Annotated in this window: 18 protein-coding genes; 11 read left to right on the top strand and 7 right to left on the bottom strand. The window is 57.8% G+C overall.

From position 1 onward, the window contains the following. The first annotated feature begins 381 nt into the window (after positions 1-381). From IPI71_00470 to IPI71_00455, 4 genes are all read left to right on the top strand, one after another. Positions 382-714 carry a hypothetical protein gene (locus tag IPI71_00470; GenBank protein QQR71045.1) on the top strand — a complete coding sequence of 111 codons (333 nt, stop codon included), beginning with the start codon at positions 382-384 and terminating at the stop codon, positions 712-714. Between the two features lie 141 nt (positions 715-855). Next, positions 856-2,139: a serpin family protein gene (locus IPI71_00465; GenBank protein ID QQR71044.1), complete on the top strand. Its 1,284-nt coding sequence runs from the start codon at positions 856-858 to the stop codon at positions 2,137-2,139. A gap of 93 nt (positions 2,140-2,232) precedes the next feature. Next, positions 2,233-3,153: a calcium/sodium antiporter gene (locus IPI71_00460; GenBank protein QQR71043.1), complete on the top strand. Its 921-nt coding sequence runs from the start codon at positions 2,233-2,235 to the stop codon at positions 3,151-3,153. A 179-nt stretch (positions 3,154-3,332) separates the two neighbouring features. Next, a complete protein-coding gene (locus IPI71_00455; protein ID QQR71042.1) occupies positions 3,333-3,623 on the top strand; it encodes a GYD domain-containing protein in 291 nt (96 codons plus the stop codon). A 699-nt stretch (positions 3,624-4,322) separates the two neighbouring features. Here IPI71_00455 and IPI71_00450 read toward each other — a convergent pair. Then, the gene (locus IPI71_00450; protein QQR71041.1) at positions 4,323-5,369 is read right to left on the bottom strand and encodes a radical SAM protein; all 1,047 of its coding nucleotides are present in this window, start codon (positions 5,367-5,369) and stop codon (positions 4,323-4,325) included. Positions 5,370-5,560: 191 nt separating this feature from the next. Here IPI71_00450 and IPI71_00445 point away from each other — a divergent pair, with 191 nt between their 5' ends. Then, entirely contained in the window at positions 5,561-6,793 is a 1,233-nt protein-coding gene (locus tag IPI71_00445) for a molybdopterin molybdotransferase MoeA (protein ID QQR71040.1), read from the top strand. A gap of 236 nt (positions 6,794-7,029) precedes the next feature. On the opposite strand, the gene IPI71_00440 is transcribed toward IPI71_00445, so the two are convergent. Beyond that, complete coding sequence (locus tag IPI71_00440; protein QQR71039.1) at positions 7,030-7,191, bottom strand: hypothetical protein; 162 nt, start codon at positions 7,189-7,191, stop codon at positions 7,030-7,032. 213 nt (positions 7,192-7,404) lie between these two features. Here IPI71_00440 and IPI71_00435 point away from each other — a divergent pair, with 213 nt between their 5' ends. Beyond that, positions 7,405-7,560 carry a hypothetical protein gene (locus IPI71_00435; GenBank protein ID QQR71038.1) on the top strand — a complete coding sequence of 52 codons (156 nt, stop codon included), beginning with the start codon at positions 7,405-7,407 and terminating at the stop codon, positions 7,558-7,560. 205 nt (positions 7,561-7,765) lie between these two features. On the opposite strand, the gene IPI71_00430 is transcribed toward IPI71_00435, so the two are convergent. After that, complete coding sequence (locus IPI71_00430; protein QQR71037.1) at positions 7,766-8,719, bottom strand: ion transporter; 954 nt, start codon at positions 8,717-8,719, stop codon at positions 7,766-7,768. Between IPI71_00430 and IPI71_00425 the strand changes: the two genes are divergently transcribed. After that, positions 8,686-8,823 carry a hypothetical protein gene (locus IPI71_00425; protein ID QQR72027.1) on the top strand — a complete coding sequence of 46 codons (138 nt, stop codon included), beginning with the start codon at positions 8,686-8,688 and terminating at the stop codon, positions 8,821-8,823. The two genes, IPI71_00430 and IPI71_00425, sit on opposite strands and share 34 nt — an antisense overlap. Positions 8,824-9,119: 296 nt before the next feature. Here the strand turns inward: IPI71_00425 and IPI71_00420 are convergent, their stop codons facing one another. The 3 genes from IPI71_00420 to IPI71_00410 all read right to left on the bottom strand — a co-directional run bounded on the left by IPI71_00420 (position 9,120) and on the right by IPI71_00410 (position 13,427). Beyond that, positions 9,120-9,731, bottom strand: a complete 612-nt coding sequence (locus IPI71_00420; protein QQR71036.1) for a superoxide dismutase — start codon at positions 9,729-9,731, stop codon at positions 9,120-9,122. Positions 9,732-10,087: 356 nt separating this feature from the next. After that, positions 10,088-12,556 (bottom strand): type IV secretion system DNA-binding domain-containing protein, encoded by a 2,469-nt coding sequence (locus IPI71_00415; protein QQR71035.1) that lies wholly within the window; start codon positions 12,554-12,556, stop codon positions 10,088-10,090. A 187-nt stretch (positions 12,557-12,743) separates the two neighbouring features. After that, positions 12,744-13,427 carry a class I SAM-dependent methyltransferase gene (locus IPI71_00410; protein ID QQR71034.1) on the bottom strand — a complete coding sequence of 228 codons (684 nt, stop codon included), beginning with the start codon at positions 13,425-13,427 and terminating at the stop codon, positions 12,744-12,746. A gap of 157 nt (positions 13,428-13,584) precedes the next feature. Here IPI71_00410 and IPI71_00405 point away from each other — a divergent pair, with 157 nt between their 5' ends. Together IPI71_00405 and IPI71_00400 are read left to right on the top strand one after the other, a co-directional pair. Then, positions 13,585-14,004: a pyridoxamine 5'-phosphate oxidase family protein gene (locus tag IPI71_00405; protein QQR71033.1), complete on the top strand. Its 420-nt coding sequence runs from the start codon at positions 13,585-13,587 to the stop codon at positions 14,002-14,004. Between the two features lie 224 nt (positions 14,005-14,228). Continuing rightward, positions 14,229-14,531, top strand: coding sequence for a hypothetical protein (locus IPI71_00400; GenBank protein QQR71032.1), 303 nt, complete (start codon positions 14,229-14,231; stop codon positions 14,529-14,531). Positions 14,532-14,694: 163 nt separating this feature from the next. Here the strand turns inward: IPI71_00400 and IPI71_00395 are convergent, their stop codons facing one another. Further along, positions 14,695-14,922 (bottom strand): dodecin domain-containing protein, encoded by a 228-nt coding sequence (locus tag IPI71_00395; GenBank protein QQR71031.1) that lies wholly within the window; start codon positions 14,920-14,922, stop codon positions 14,695-14,697. Between the two features lie 316 nt (positions 14,923-15,238). On the opposite strand from IPI71_00395, the gene IPI71_00390 reads away from it, so the two are divergent. Then, positions 15,239-16,159, top strand: a complete 921-nt coding sequence (locus tag IPI71_00390; GenBank protein QQR71030.1) for a DUF4349 domain-containing protein — start codon at positions 15,239-15,241, stop codon at positions 16,157-16,159. Positions 16,160-16,165: 6 nt separating this feature from the next. Then, positions 16,166-16,441, top strand: coding sequence for a hypothetical protein (locus IPI71_00385; GenBank protein QQR71029.1), 276 nt, complete (start codon positions 16,166-16,168; stop codon positions 16,439-16,441). The last annotated feature ends 222 nt before the right edge of the window (positions 16,442-16,663 follow it).

Here is a 16,663-nt window from a genome sequence, read left to right as displayed (position 1 = left end):
GTAAACCTTTTTTTAAGCACCCGGATCTGTCTTGTTAACGACCAGGAAGAAGGTCCGGGAAGGACCTGCACGGGTAATGAGAACAGGCACCCACCAGGAACTGGTGGAGCAGGTGAAATGGATCCTCTTTCGGGATACATATTCCGGCCTTGACTGGATACAGATCTTCTATTATTAGGCACCAGGAGTGCAACAAGGACGGAATATCGGTGTTACCCTGACCGCCGGCCCGTTTAAGACGCCGCCCCACGTCCCGGAAACGGTGTGATTCCCCGCCGAGGAACCAGGCTGAACCGAAACAAGTGGTTTTTCCGGGGCGATAACCCATAATCCTCCTTTCCTGCCAGATAGACATTAATACCAGGAAAGAGATGCAGACCTATGATATCCTTGGTTTTCACCGCCCTGATGTTCATCGTCGGGCTGATCATTTCAACGATCATCATCTACCTCATCGCAAAGTTGTTCGGAGAAAAAGAAGGCATAGGAACGGCACTTCTCGCCGCCCTCACGGGCACGATCATATACACCATCGCCTACTCCCTGATGGGCAAAGGCTGGATCGCGGCCATTATTGCCGGCATCGTATGGCTGCTGGCACTGAAGTTCTTCTACAAGATCGGCTGGTTCAAGTCGCTGGTAATCGCCGTTGCGGTCTGGATCCTGACCACCATTGTCGGATTGTTCCTGCCCACCCTCACCGGTCCGCTCTGAAGATACTCCCTCTCATTTTTCCACCACCGGGCATGACCCGCTCCAGGGCCCTGGCCCCTATCCGCAACCTGTCGATGGATAAATCCCAAGATTCCCGCACCTAACGCCAGGTTTAACCTGACATCTGCCAAGTACAGATCAATGAGTTATACAACCATGTCCCTCCCTGTGCTGGCATCACTCCTCATAGCCATGTTCGTGCTTGCTGGTTGCACCAACCCCGATATTCAGGCTGGGCAGGAACCCCCGCCTCCTGTCCCACCTGCTGATGACCGGGCACCCATCGTTACGGCCAACAACCAGTTTGCCCTGGATCTCTACAAACACCTGTCAGAAGACCAGGCAATCGACGCGGAGAATCTCTTCTTCTCGCCGTTCAGCATCTCCTCGGCGCTGGCAATTACCTATGAAGGGGCCCGCGGGGATACGGCACACGAGATCCGGGAAGTCTTCCACTTCCCAAAAGACACCGCCACGATGAGAGAAGGGTATAAAGAGCTCATTGCAGGGATCAACAGTGGTTCTCCTGCTTATTCGCTCCATGCCGCAAATGCGCTCTGGGCTGAACAGACCTACCCGTTCCTACCGGATTATATTGACATGGCTGATCGGGCCTACGGTGCAAAGACGACCAACCTCGACTTCATAGGGAGCCCGGATGCATCACGGATTACCATCAACCGGTGGGTCGAGGAGAAGACCCGGGAAAAGATCACGGACCTGATCCCGGCCGGGTCCATCACTCCGCTGACCCGCCTGGTTATCACGAACGCGGTCTACTTCAAGGGAACCTGGGTGAAACAGTTCGACGAGGAGAAGACCACCGTGGAGGAGTTCCGGACCGGTAGGGGCACGACCGTGCAGATCCCCATGATGCAGCGGACTGATACAAAGGCCACCTATGGGTACATGGAGACCGCTGACCTCCAGGTGCTCATGATGCCGTACGAGTCCGGTAGCGGGAAACCCCTGTCAATGCTTGTCCTCCTCCCCAGGGATGAAACCCTGGCTGCTGTTGAAGGAACACTCACTGCCGACACGCTCGCCGAATTGCGGGAGAACCTCACCGTGAAACGGGTCATGGTGTATCTCCCCCGCTTCACGCTCGAGACAAAATACTTCCTGTCCGGTCCCCTCTCGGCAATGGGGATGCCAACTGCCTTTACAGGTGCGGCCGATCTTTCGGGAATGGACGGCACCCGTGACCTCCTGATCACGAACGTGATCCACCAGGCATTCGTCGATGTGAATGAAGAAGGAACCGAAGCGGCAGCTGCAACCGCCGTCATTGTCGGGCGGGCGTCTGCCCCGGTTGATCCGGTCCCGGTATTCCGGGCCGACCATCCGTTCCTCTTCTTCATCCAGGACGATGAGACCGGGCTGATCCTGTTCATGGGACGGGTGGAGAACCCGGCCCTCTCCTGATTTTTCCTGACCCCGCCTAGGGCGTTGCCCGGTAAATGACCGGGGCCGAAGATACCTTTTTTTTTCATCAGCGCCAAATGTGGAAGATTACGAATGTTCTTTTCCCTCATCCTCTTTGCCGCCGGGCTCTTTCTCCTTGTCGCCGGTGCTGATGGTGCCGTCCGGGGTGCCGAAACCCTCGCCTTCCGGATGGGGGTGTCTCCGGGGACCATCGGGCTCACCGTGATCGCTTTTGGGACATCGCTGCCTGAACTCACGGTCACCACCGAAGCAGTCCTGACCGGCAACCCGGAGATCGGTCTTGCCAACATCGTCGGGAGCAACATCGCCAACATCGGCCTCATCCTCGCCCTCTGCGTCATTATCAGCCCGTCCCTGGCGACCGCCCGGGAACTCCGTCCCCGGTTCCTGAAAGACTCGCTCCTGATGCTTGCCGCAACCCTGCTCTACGCGGTCCTATCGCTCCGGGGAGTGCTTGACTGGATGAGCGGGATTCTCTTCCTCCTCCTCTTCGCAGGGATCCTTCTCTTCATCAGGAAAAATTCCCGGGAGAACAACGCCTCCCGGCCCGCCGTCATACGTCACCCGGTTCTTTGGACCGGCATCGGCCTCCTGGCCGTACTCATCGGCTCCCATCTCCTCATCACCGCGGCGATCGACATGGCAGAAATCTTCCATATCCCGCCCTATGTCATCGGCATCTCCCTCATCGCCGTGGGGACGTCGCTTCCCGAACTGGCCACATCTGTTGTCGCCGCTGTCAGGAACAGCCCGGCCATCTCCATCGGAAACATCGTGGGAAGCAACATCTTCAACCTGCTGTTCATCCTGGGGATGAACTCCTGCTTTTCCACCGTTCCGCTCCAGGCATCCACCGACACGCTGGTGATGACCGGGTTTGCGGCAGGGATTTTCGGGTTCTATTACGGGGGCAGGGTGCAGACCCGGCTCTGGGCAATCGGTATGCTGGTTGCCTATGGTATCTTCATCGTGGTGAAGTTCGGGTCAGGATAGTTGTTTTGAAGGCAGGCTCCGTATAACCGGGGGCATGGACGCCCGCCGCGAACACCAGCACGGTGGGAAAAGCCCCTGTCCCTCCAGAGAGGCCCGATGCGACCGGTTCCCCGGGCCGTTGCATGACGGGGAACATGCCCAGCACTATGTTTATGAGCCTCTGTACCTACCCGCTCACTATGCCACTCTTCATTATCCTGGGAAAGCTGTCCGATACGGCCATTGCGAAGATGAAGGACGCAAAAAAGCGTGACCAGCAGGCAGAACAGATCATCAAAGCGGCCGGAGGAACGACCATCAGCCATTACTATACCTTCGGCCGGTACGACTTTGTCACCATTGTTGACGCACCGTCCCCGGAAATCCTCGCCCAGATAATAATCAAGATCGCCAAGTGTGGTGCGGTGAGCACCGAGACCATGACCGCGCTGCTCCCTGAACAGATGTATGAAATGGCCCTTGGAACATAGGGCGCTCTCGGGAATGTTCTTCTCGAAAAAACGAAAGCATGCGCAAACAGGGGCTCGAAGAGAAGAGAACGATCTGTTGAACAACGCAGGTCATCTCTTTCCTGGGAGAGCCCACTGTTTCACCGGTGCGAGAACGCGGAGGCGTACGGCAGTCGTGCCCGTTCCCGGGGCGAGAGAAGCAGCTATTCCCAGGGCGGTACTGGAAAGAATAGAAAATAATATTGTTCGATCGAATGTCCAGAGGAAGGGGCCCCAGGGGGTACTTGCTGGAACACAGGATCAGCCCCGCACTACCGCCTCTTTGCCATGCCCCGGTCTTCCGCTGTTTTGACCGGATTATTGGTGGTAGCACGGCATCATGTTCCTTGAGACCTCTGCCCGGCCCAGTCGTGAGGAATGTCTTTCCCACCAATCCATCATCACGCCGTTTGGATGGATTGATTCATTCCACCGCTGCATCGGGTCTTCTTGAACATTTGTTCGGCCCAGCGTATCTGACCTCTTTGGCGCAATGGAGATCGTCCAGCCGTTTTGATCTCCACGCTGGTCAGGCCACTGCACGTATCCCCGGTGTTCTTCCCTGAGGCAACCCCTATATAGCTTTACGATCGTAAATATCTTTCTATCTGTATAGTGGGAGAGGGCATAACCAGGGAACCGTTATCAGGGAATGAGGACAGCTCCTTCGGGCATTCGCTGTTACCGAGAATTCTCCCGGGCCAGCAGGCCCAGGTTCCCGATATGGACGCGGCCCAGGTGCTTCCGGGCCGCAGCACCACATTCTTCAACCTGCCGCCGTGGGGTGACCGGGAGGTCGGTGAGCAGGTAGTCAGGGTGGAACACCAGGAGCGAGTAGGGGATATCCTCGTCGTGCGATGCAATGAAGCCGGCAACCGCGTCCACTTCCCGGGCATCAAGGTAGTAAGGTACGAGCAGGGTGGTTGCGGTGAGCGTATCCGTCCCCCGGGTGCTCTCTGCGACGCGGCCAAAGTTTTCAAGCGTGCGCTCATTCCCTGTTCCGCAGAGCGCCCGGTGAAGAGCCGGATGAAACGCCTTGAGATCGAATTTTACAGTCCCCCCAGTATCCATTGAGAGACGGGTGGCCAGATCCACGAGCCTGGGGTTGCCGGCGCCATTCCACTCCCAGCAGATGTGTTTCGACGTGCCGTACGCACGGGAAATACGCCTCGCCACGCGGAGTGCAAACGGGAACTGGGGCTCCGGCGATCCGCCAAAAAAACAGATACACCGGACATCTTCGGCGCTCGCCAGTCTGAAAAGATCATCTTCGGTCAGTACCGGGGCTGCCGGGATAAGCTTGTGGGTCCAGTTCTGGCAGAACAGGCAGTTGAAGTTGCAGCCGTAAAAGAATATGGCAAGGTTGTACCCGGGTTCGCGGGACGCCGGGCAGAACCAGGCGGCACAGCAGTTTGTCGGCAGCGGGTCGAGGTAGGCATGGGCAAAGGCGCTTCCCATCGGTAAAATTGCCGTTATCCTGTTCCCGTGGTTGGTTCTCACTCCGCAGAACCCGCGTTCCCCCTCGACAAGGACGCATTCATTGGCACAGATCCGGCATGCCTGCCCACCCTGTGTCCGGGGCGGGGATGGAGGAAGACCGGACGATTCACGCACCTCTTCATGGAGCCTGGCAAAGAGGCCGGAAAGCCCCATCGACCGGATGCAGGAGCCACAGAGCCCGATATGTCGGGCAGCCGGGTTCTTTCCGCAGCATGTGCAAGGATGCATACACACCGGCACCTTCTTTTCACCGGTACCGTATTAACTTGATGGATGCAAAAAGGGAAGATTACCGGGGCGTCCAGGTGAAAAGACGGTATCATGGGTAGCGGGACAGAGGCTTCTACCCCAGGTGCTAAATGGGAAGAGGGAGAAGTCTACCCTGGGATGGTATTTTCGTCCCCGGGACAGAGGTTGGCATGAACGGCATATCAATCGGCCTGAAAGAAGCAGTGCGCCTGACCCTGGAGAACATACGGCCGCTCCCCATCGAGAAAGTTGGCCTTGTCGACAGCATCGACCGGGTTGCCGCGGCACCTCTCTTTTCCCTGGTGGATTCACCATCGGAGGACACCTCCAGGAAAGACGGCTATGCGGTAATGGCTCATGAGGTTGCCGATGCTACCCGGACCGACCCTGTCAGGCTGCGGCTCGTGGGCACTCTTTCGCCAGGAGGAAAAAAAGACGTTCAGGTCACTCCGGGAACAGCGGTCCGGGTATTGACCGGTGCCCGGATCCCCACCGGGGCTACCGCCGTAGTCTCCGATGAATTTGTCAAACCCGGAGACCATGACGTGCTGGTCGAGAACTGTGCCAAACCAAACAATATCCTGCACCAGGGCAGCGATATATCGTGTGGAAAATCCGTTCTGCGGGCCGGCCAGCAGATATCGCCGTTGATGGCAGGACTGCTGGCGGTGGCCGGTCATACGACGGTCCCGGTCTACCAGAACCCTGTTGTCGGGATTGTCGGCACGGGAGATGAAATCGTCGAGCCCGGGAAACCACTGGCCGAGGGGAAACTCTATGCAAGTAACATCATAACCCTGGCAGGATGGTGCCTCAGATACAAAATGAAACCCTCGCTGGCTCTTGTGAACGATGACCCTGATGCCATCGCCCGTATCATTCAGCGGTTGTCTGCAGAAACCGATGCCGTGATAACCAGCGGGGGAGCATGGACAGGAGACCACGACATGGTCGCTTCGGTTCTTGAAAGGCTGGGATGGACGGAAGTATTTCACCATGTCCGGATGGGGCCTGGAAAAGCAACAGGGTTTGGCACGCTCAATGGAAAACCAGTATTCGTGCTGCCCGGCGGACCTCCGTCAAACGTCGTGGGCTTTCTCCAGATTGCCCTGCCCGGGCTGCGGGCTTTATCCGGTCACCCCGACCCTGGGTTGCCCATGATAAAAGCCCGGCTCGCTTCCGACCTCGTGGGAGGCGAGGCGGAATGGACCGACTTCTTCTTCGGCACGCTTGCTTTTGACCAGGGCCTGCCAAGCTTTCATCCGATGGAAAAACGAAGCCGCATGGCATCGATAGTAAAAGCCACAGCGGTAGCCTCGATACCCGAAGGATCCGATCATCTTGAAGCGGGATGGGTGCTCCCCGTCCAACTGCTGATGCAGGATGCCTTCTGCAAAGTATGAGAGAAATTCATGAGTCCCTTGAGGGAAACAAACAACACGGGGGATTTTTTTTATATCTCCATCCGGCGATGAGGACCCTGGAAGAAATTATTCTCTCTTCGCAGGGTCCATGTAACCATCCGACGATGGATCTTCATGGTGGGCCGGTTTTGGTTCTCGTCCATCTTCCTGTATTGCCAGGTACATCCCCGGTGGACTTGATCACTTTTTATCAGATCGCCTCCAATCCCGCTGGTTTACGTCACATACACATGGTGCATGACCGCAAGGCCTGCAAGAAGTATGATGACCGATGCCACCTGGATGGTTGCAGCGGCATAGAGAGCTCTTCGGGCAAGGAGCACTTCCCGTGTCCGGCACGCCAGGGCGCCCACGAGCTCCCGTGTCATGATTGTCATTGTATGAACCTCCCGGGGTAAAATCCGTCCGGATTCCACCCCTGCTTATTTCCTCTGGAACGGGAGATAAATAATCAAAACATGTGGCCGGTTGGACCCATGAACCCCCAGGTTCGTCTGTTTTACATTCAGGGCCCAGGCCGGCCCGAAACAGGAGGGATGAAGAGATACCCTGGATGGGATCATCCCGTCCACGGCCTTTAAAGGTTAAGGGTGGCGGATCCCGGTTCATGGGCCGGGGACCGGAATTTTGATACCGCAGATACAGGCGGATACAGGAAAGCAGCCGTTTCTGGCCGGTATTTTCCACCCGGCGCCATTTCCATCGTCATTGATGAGAGCATCGCGTGCGGGCACCGGACCGAGTGATAAGAAGGGATCACCACCCTTTTAGCGCCTGGAGTTGATGGTGAAATACCATGGATCGCCCACAGAGATTCCTCTTATTCACTCTCGCAGCCATCACAATTCTTGCAGGTGCTATACTGTGCGGCATGTCGGGGGGAAATACCACGGCAGGCCGGGATATCCTCTACCAGGTCTCGACCATAGATGCCCTGCAGCGGGGAAAGCCTTACCGGGCAAGCCCGATGATCCGTTCTTTCTCAACCTTGAACTCCTCATCGGTTAGGAAGCCGGCTTCCTTCAGGTGAGCCAGCCGTTCCAGGAGTTCGAGCTGGTGCTCCGGCGAATCGGCGGACTGGTTGTCTCCCTCACCCTTCAGTTCCGAGATAAACCCTGCCGCCAGCACACCGGCAGGCAACGCGAACAGCCCGATTCCCAGGAAAGAGATAAGGGCCCCGAGGATCTTCCCGGCATAGGTGACCGGATAGACATCCCCATATCCAACGGTGGTGAGCGTTTCAACCGCCCACCACATTGTGACCGGTATGCTTGAGAATGCTTCCGGCTGGGCCTGGTTTTCTATGTAGTACATCAGGCTCGAGGAGATGATGATGAGGATGGTGATGACGAAGATGATCACCGCAAGGACATCCTTTTCCCGCTTCACTACCCTGCCAAGCAGGTGGAAGGCGCTCGAATACCGGGCGAGCTTGAGCAGCCGGAAGATCCGGGCAAGCCTGATGACCCTGATGAAGCGTAAATCAAATGGGAGGAGGAACGGTACGAAGAACGGGAGGATTGCCAGCAGATCGATTACGGCAAGCGGGGTCAGGGCGTAGCGGAGCCTTCCGGTGGCGGGTCGTTCGTAGGCTGGATTGCTGGTGCAGCTCCAGAGCCGCAGGATGTACTCGATGGTAAATATCCCGATGGAGATCAGTTCGAAAACGATGAAGAAATAAGCAAACCCGAGCGATACCGACCGGATCGACTCGAGCATGATGACGAAGATGCTGAGGACGATCACGGCGACGATAAAGCCATTGAATACGATGCTTGCGGTATCGCCTTCCCTGACAACGTCAACGATCTCGTATACCCTGTTCTTGATGCGCCGGTACAATTGCCCACCAGCTCGGTACAGAAGATTGCGTGGGTCGGGAATATATAGCTCGCTTTCCCGCATACCGGTCCGGCTTTACCGGGACGACTGTCATCACCGGGAGCCAGGAGTGTGGCCTCATCGTATTGGAGGTTGTTGATCCCGGTCAACCGTACCGTGCGGGATGAGGGAGGCGCCCAGGGCACTGGCTTTCCCATCCCAGCACCCGGTGGCGGGCAGGCGCTCCCGGACCGCGAAGAACTGTCATCCCGATCAGCTCTTGGGCCCCGCATGGCGGGCAGCAGGATTATTCGACATAATCCCCGACATTCCTGTCGGTGGAGGCATCCTGCATGGTTTCTTCGGTCAGGTTGCACCAGGAAGTCTAAACCCTGATTTTCTCCTGGGGAAGCGGACCATCCGATCCAAGGGTGCGGGGGGCCGGTCAGCCTGGAGATTACCGGACCCCGAAAAAAAGGCCTGGCTAATGCCTGAGGCCGGCCAGGCGTTTTCCGACAGTATCCCAGTTCACGATGTTCCAGAACGCCTCGACAAATGAACCGCGGTCGTTTCTATAGTCAAGGTAGTAAGCATGCTCCCAGACATCGAGGACCATGAGGATCGGGTACCCCGGAAACACGTTCAGGTTGTGCTTTTCGATCTGCATTATCAGAAGCCTTCCTGTCTGGGTGCAGTACGCCAGTGCGGCCCAGCCCGATCCTTCGACACTGTTTGCTGCCGTGGAAAACTCTTTTTTAAAGCGATCGAATCCTCCGAACCCGGCATCGATTGCCGAGGCCAGGCTCCCCGCCGGCATACCACCTCCGCCCGTGCCAGCCGGCGCAAGGTTCTGCCAGAATAGGCCGTGAAGCGCGTTTCCGCCGATATGAAACGATAATTCCTTTGCCGTTGCCTTGACGTCGAAATCCGTCTTTTCCTTCCTTGCTTTCGCACATCTCTCAAAGATGGCATTTGCCCCGTTGACATAGGCCTGGTGGTGCTTTGTGTGATGCAGGGTGAGCTGGTCTTCCGAGATGTACGGTGCAAGTGCATTGTAGGCATAAGGGAGCTTGGGGAGCGAATACAGGTTTTCCATCAGTAATTACCTCCTGTCTGTGACAATGGAGGTTGTCATCCTATTTGTAGCATTGGATCAGTGAATAGAGCGCATGGCCACGGAACCCGGACCCGAAGGGTATCCTGGTCCATGGGAGACCCTTCTCCCGCCCAGGCAGGGATACCAGGAACCTGCAGAGAAGGCTCTGCCGGGTGAACATCCCGCTCCTGCCCAGGAATGGAGACCGTTGAACATTCACCCCTGCTCGAATGCACGGATATTATTTCTGGATCCTGTCTTCGGGCCGGGGATTCAAAGACCTTTTCCCGTAGCGATCCAATCTCATGGATACCCGATCCTGGAAAAAAAGTGGTCTCGCGGGACTCGATCCCGTATTACCGGGAGGCATCGATCCGCTCGGTCCACGTATGGCCGGCACCGTCACTGACGACCAGCTGCCACCTGGGGATCCAGGCGAGGAAGAACGATGTGACATCGATACCGGTCTTCTTCGGTTTCACGATTATTTCACCGGTTTCCTTCACGGTATTCTCCCAGCGGGCGGTTATGGCTGCGGTCTCACGTTCAAACTCTTCCTTCAGACCCCTGATCTCCTTTTCAAGTGCCCGTGCATTCTCCTCTGCTTCCCGTGCACTCATCCCGGCAGAGCTGCTCTGTCGGTACTTGCTGGCCGCCGCTGACCCGGACCGTATGCTCTTTCTCCCCATGAGAACCCCGATGACCGATTCACCGGCAGAGATCATCGCCTCCCGCTTCCGGGCGTCGGCATCGGCCCGTTTCCGTTCAACGGTCATCCCGGCTTTCCTGAGCCGGTCCTCGAGCGTATCTATCTTTACCTCGTACCGTTTCCGCAGCGCATCGACCTCGGCATCCCGCCGCTCCCGGGCGGCGAGGCGGACCCGGAGGAGGAACTCGTTCTCCGGTTCCCCGGGGCCTGATACGAGTTTCACGGCAGGATTGGTGGCAAGTTTCAGGGTCTGCGATCGCACAAGCGAGTCCACCAGGTTCTGTTGTATCGTGGAGACTTTTTTCAGGGCCCGGGTGATCTCTGCCGGTATGGAAAACCGGGCACCAGGGGAGGGAGTTGCAGACAGGTCACCGGGAATTCCGCCAACGGCACGCTCCCAGGCAACCGCGCCATCTGGGGTGAACGGTGCGAGGAGCGAGAATTCGTGCACCGCGTCCTGCTCCAGTTTCGGGCTGGTGTAGTGGACCCGCCCGGCAGCAGCTACCGCCGGCTCATAGATGATGGTGGCATGCTCGACTTTCCCGCTCCTTCCATGCAGGGCAGCTGCCGCAGCACTCTCCTGGCTGACACGGACCGGCAGGTAGCGCTGCAGGATATCCGGAGGTAGCGCAGGGGGGAGGCTTGCCGTATCACCGGCTGGTTCAGCCGGGGATACCGGAGGGGTTGCTGCCGGTTTCCGGACGGCGTCCGGTTTCTGGTCCTTCATCAGGACCCTGACCTGCTCGCGGGAAAGTGGCCCTCGGAGATAGCTCATCGCCCACCGGGTCTGGAAGATCAGCGGTGCGCTCTCATGCACGTTGTGCAGGAGGAATACCCGGTTGTCCAGCGATGAGAGGATCTCGGAGAGCGCCGCCCGTGAGAAGGCCCCTCCCTGGACTGCACCTTCAAGACCATCGAGGACCCTGTTGCGGTCCTGCACGGTCTGGAGCCGCCCGATGAACCAGGTGCCGGTGTTGGAGAGCCCCTTGTAGTCCAGGTCGACCGGGTTCTGGGTGGTCAGCACCACGCCGAGGCCGAAGGCCCGGGCCTGCTTGAGAAGGGTGAGCATAGGCTCTTTGCTCGGAGGGTTTGCTACGGGAGGGAAGAACCCGAAGATCTCGTCCATGTAGAGCAGTGCCCGCAGACTGGTCGTCCCGGTCTGGGACCGGACCCAGGATAGTAACTGGTAGAGGAGGAGGGTGACAAAAAACATCCGCTCGTCGTCATTCAGGTGGGCAAGGTAGAATATCGCGTGGCGGGGTTTCCCTTCCTTCGTGGAGAGGAATCCGGGGATTTCCAGGGGCTGGCCGTTCATCCAGGACTGGAAGGCGGGTGCGGCGACGATGTGGTTCAGCCGCATGGCCAGGGGGAGGCGCTCTTTTGCCGGGAAAAAGGTCTCGATGTCAAAGGCCCCGACCCGGGCGAACGGTGGGTCCCGGATGGCCTGGATCAACGTGATCAGGTCGAGATCCTTTCCCTGCCGCCAGAAGTGTTCGAAGAGGGAGGAGAGAAGGATGTGTTCACGCGAGCTGAGCGGGTCGGCGGCCACTTTGATCAGGCCGAGCAGTGCCGTCACCGTGCCGGATATCTTCTCCCTGAGGAGTTCGGCATCCGTGTCCCAGCTCAAGGCCGGTGCAGAGAAGGACTGGATGACCGATACCGGGATACCGGCATCGCTTCCTGGCGTGTAGACCGCCAGGTCAACGGCATCACATAGCATCCTGATCCGTGCCCCGTCCTGGCCCCAGGAAGCAAGCCCGTTCTTCCAGGACTCTGCCTGGTGTGCTGCATAGGCTTCAGGGGACATGCCCTTCCGCCGGGCATCATCGGGGTTGATCCACGGGAGGAAATCTTCCGGGGCAAGGTCCGGGAACATGAGCAGCCGGTTGGTGATATCACCTTTTGGATCGATGATGATGGCCGGCACACCGTCGATTGCCGCCTCTTCGAGCAGGTCAACGCACAGCCCGGTCTTTCCGCTCCCGGTCATCCCGATACAGACTGCATGGGTGGTGAGGTCGCGGGAATCGTACATCACGAGCCGATCGAGCAGCCGGCGGTCGTCAAGGCTGTACTCTTTTCCCAGGTAGAATGCGCCCAGTTTCTCGAAGTCCATGGGAATCGTGTACTAGGTTCATGCCGGAATTGATAAAAGGAACCCCGCAGTGCTGCCGGTTTTCCAGGCAGGACGGCTATCCGTTTCTCCGAAATGGACCGGATGTCTCCGAAAAAAGTCCCACGTTCAAGGCCGGACCCAAGAACCACCCCGTCATCGCTATCCCCGGACCACCTCCTGGAACGCATCAGCTCTTATCCTGGAAGAATAAAGAAGACCCCTCGTTCCTGAACATCGCCCAGAACCCCGATTCGTCCTCGATAAGGCGGAATGCCGTGATCCCTGCCTTGTCGAATTCTTCCCTGACCCGGACCGGGTTGTTCTTCCGCATACGCTCCCTGACCCCTTCTTCCCATTCGGGATACCTGCTTTTCATCGCTGTTGCAACCTGCTCCTTCAGATGCACTGTGCCAAACCCGCCTCCGATGTATGCGTAACCCCGGGGCGAAAGCACCCTCTGCACCTCTTGAAACGCACCGGCAAGGTCGTTCCAGAAGAACCATGACCCCCGGCTGACGACAAGATCCACGGTCCCATCTTCAAACGGGAGTTCATGCACATCGCCAAGGACAGGGACGACCTGCCGGACCAGGCCGGAACTGCGGATATGCCCGGATGCTACCCTGAGCATGGGCGGTGACGAGTCAAGGGCATAGACCCTCAGCCGGGACTGCAGGGCAATAGCGATGGCCAGGAGTGCCGGGCCGCACCCTGCGTCAACCGCGATTCCCTCCCGGATCCCGGTCCGCTCCAGCACCTGCCCGGCGAGCACAGGATAAATCGGAGCAAACACGGTGGTCGCGATCTCGTCGAATTCCCTGGCACGTTCCTCATCAACCAGGGCACTCCCGCAGCTCTCTTTCTCCGGCATTTTCCGTGGCACTCCCTCTGGCAGGTGTATTCCCGGACCGGGTTCATATACCTATCTCCTCTATCCCGGGCACCCTTTTTTCCAGGGAGGGCAGTCCACCTCCCCCAAACCTTTAACTTCCCTCCAACGAAGCATCATCCCACAGGAGAACGATTCCATGCCATCAAAACTCATGGAGTATTTCAACAAGTCACCGAGGATCGGGACGCTCAGCACCGCTGATAAAGCCGGGAACGTGGACTCCGCGGTCTTCGGCTCCCCCCACATGACTGATGAGAAGACCGTTGTCATGGGCCTTGGAGAGAACCGCACGCTGTCAAACCTCCAGGAGAACCCGCATGCGGTATTCATGATTGTGGAGCCGGGAAAGGAGTTCATGGACTGGAAGGGGATCCGCGTCTACCTGAAGGTAAAAAACGTCGCTACGTCCGGGCCGGCACTCGAGACCTTCAAGGCCCAGATGGCGAAGGTAGCCGGTGAGGAGGCGGCAGCGATGGTGTATGCTGTCGTGGGATTCGAGATCACCGCGATCCGGCCGCTCATCGACTTCGGCCAGGGGTGGGAGAAGTCGATTTAGGTGAAGTGCTTCCCCTGATCCAATATGGCCGCACTGATACCTCACCATCCTTCTTTTTCAGGCGGGTCTCCCACATGAAGCGGCTTTTCATTGCTCCAGGCTGACCGGCTGCGGCGCAACCGGCCGTCCTATGAATGTTGAGGGAGAGAAAGGGATAGTTACTAGGGAGACCGTTTTGGAGATTCCGGTCGGCGTGCTGACTTATGGGTCCACCAGGTGACCCCATGCCACTGGTCGTGGGGAGGTTGCCATGCTGGCGTTCGCAAAACAATCCCTGGCGGCTTGGGACCCGCCCGGGAATTGAAAAAACATCTCTGGTCCGGCCAGGGAACACTGCCCAGCCGGTTTCCATGGCCACAACACCTCCCCCCTCGCGTTCCTTGAGAATCATCCACTTTCCACTTCTTTCCTACCCCGGTCTCACAGCCGGGCGTACCCGGGAGACCTCCCAGTGCCTCGCCCTGGAGAACCCTGTCATCGGTGATTGCAGAGAGGATGAAAGGCACAACCGCATCGGCCCCCCGTAACCCATGGTACCGGAGAGCGGATTTCCAGGGTCCACCGCGGTATGTTCCCAGGAACCGGCTGTTTGCCCGGGAAGAAATGACGGGGGCGTTTTCGCATGACCTTTGTAAGGGAAGGGCTCCGGAGGACCCTCTGGAACTCACTCCTTCCGCATTACCTCCACTTTCAGCCTTCCCTCTCCACGACAAACGAGATCTTCACGATGGAGCGATATTCAACGATTTTGTTGTCTTTCACCTTGGCGGTACATTCCTTCAGGTATACCCCTTTGATATTCCTGACCGTCAGGGACGCCTCCTTCACCGCATTCCGCGCCGCGTCCTCCCAACCTTTCGGCGAACTGCCGATCAACTCGATGACCTTTGCCACAGAAGGCTCATTTTTTCCTGGCATTTCCTTTTCACCAGACATCCATTACATCACACCATCCCCATGAAGGTTTCTACGGCATATCGCTGATAGGGTCGGTTACCATCACGAAAGCCATGGCAGAACCGGTATTCCATCACGCTTCCCTGGTTGATGGATATCATACTCACTATTCCCCCTGCCCCGTAGGCACCCGGGACTATTCGCTGACCTGGCGGCTGGCGCTGCTTGGCCCGGCCGGGTGACAGATGCACCCCTGCCCGGCTCTCTTCAGAATTATGGATACGAAAGATTTCGCAGTTTAGCAATTGTTTATCACCTCCGATGGAGATGGTGTGATATGAACCGGCGCATCGTTATCATCTGCAGTCTCATCGTCATGGCACTGCTCGGTGCCGGGTGCCTTACCACCCAGTGGGATGGTGGCGAAACCACGTTCGTGGAAAAGTCCGATACGCGGTACACCAACCTTCCGCCAATGGCAGGAGGGTACCCGGGAGGTCCGGGAGCCTTTGTCCCGAATGCAGAGCTCGATAACACCGGGGATCTTGCCGCAGACCAGATGATCATCAGGACCTCCCAGATCCGCCTCGAGGTGCAGAATGTCACCGTGACGCTTGACCCGATCAGGGCCATCGCCGCTGCCCACGGCGGGTATGTCGGCTCTCTCTCGTCCAGCACCGTGTACGGGAACCGCCTGTATGCCACTGTCACGATGAGGGTCCCTGCCCGGGAGTTCGAGGCCGCGATGGCCGAGATCAAGGCCCTGGGTTCGCTCAAATCGGAATCGCTTTCCGCCGATGACGTGACCGAGGAGTACGTGGACCTTCAGGCGAGAAGAACGGCATTTGCCAATCAGCTTGCCCAGTACACCCGGATCATGGAAAAAGCCGGGAACGTCTCCGAGATCCTCGAAGTCCAGGTCCAGATCGAGCGGGTGCAGGTCGAGCTGGACCGGATCGACGGGCGCCTCAGGTACCTCAACAGCCGGGTGGACTACGCCACCATCACCGTGACCCTCGAAGAGCCCGAACCGGTCGGCGGCCGGGAAGGCTTCTCCCTAGTATCGGCGATAAACAAAGGTATTGCCGGGTTCCTGGCTGTCACCGCGGGGCTGGTCATCATCCTCATTTCGATCATCCCCCTGATCATCATCGGTGTCGTGGTGTATGGCATATACCGATGGTGGAAGGGAAAGAAGAAGAGACCAAAAAGCCTGTCCCCGGAACATAAACCCGAGGAGAATCCGCCAGAACAATGAGAGTCCATGCCCGGTCCCGCCATCGTCCGGGTGGGGAGGGCCGTCCCTTTTTTATTCCGGGAATGTTTCCGGTCTGCTCTCGTGCATGCCTGTCTCCCTCGAAGGAAGAATGAAGAGGTACCCGGGGATCATCGCCTAACAAGCACCCAGGGCGACGCCTTACCCATCTATCAGCTTACCACGCGGGATGAGATCCCGAATTTTGTCGGGACAGGCGACAAACCATGCGACCGTGCCCTGCTCATGCTCGTGAGGCAGGACCCGTACCAGTGGATGATATAAAGAGCTGGATTTTGGAGACTGGTCACACGAAATATCATGGAAAAGATGCAGTGACCCGGATCAGGCCTTGTTTGATAAGATAAAATAAAGAGTTACGAGATGGAAGTGCCTCATCCCGGACCGGCTTCCTTCACCGAGGCGGGGTTCCCGTTTATCTCTCCAATTCCCTTGCCTGGATACCGCGAAAAGCGGAACAGTCCTCGATGTGTGCTGCGATGCATC

Source organism: Methanolinea sp., from assembly GCA_016699325.1.
Lineage (GTDB): Archaea > Halobacteriota > Methanomicrobia > Methanomicrobiales > Methanospirillaceae > UBA9949.
The sequence above is the reverse complement of the archived record's forward strand: the minus strand, read 5'-3'. Positions and strand labels throughout refer to the sequence as shown.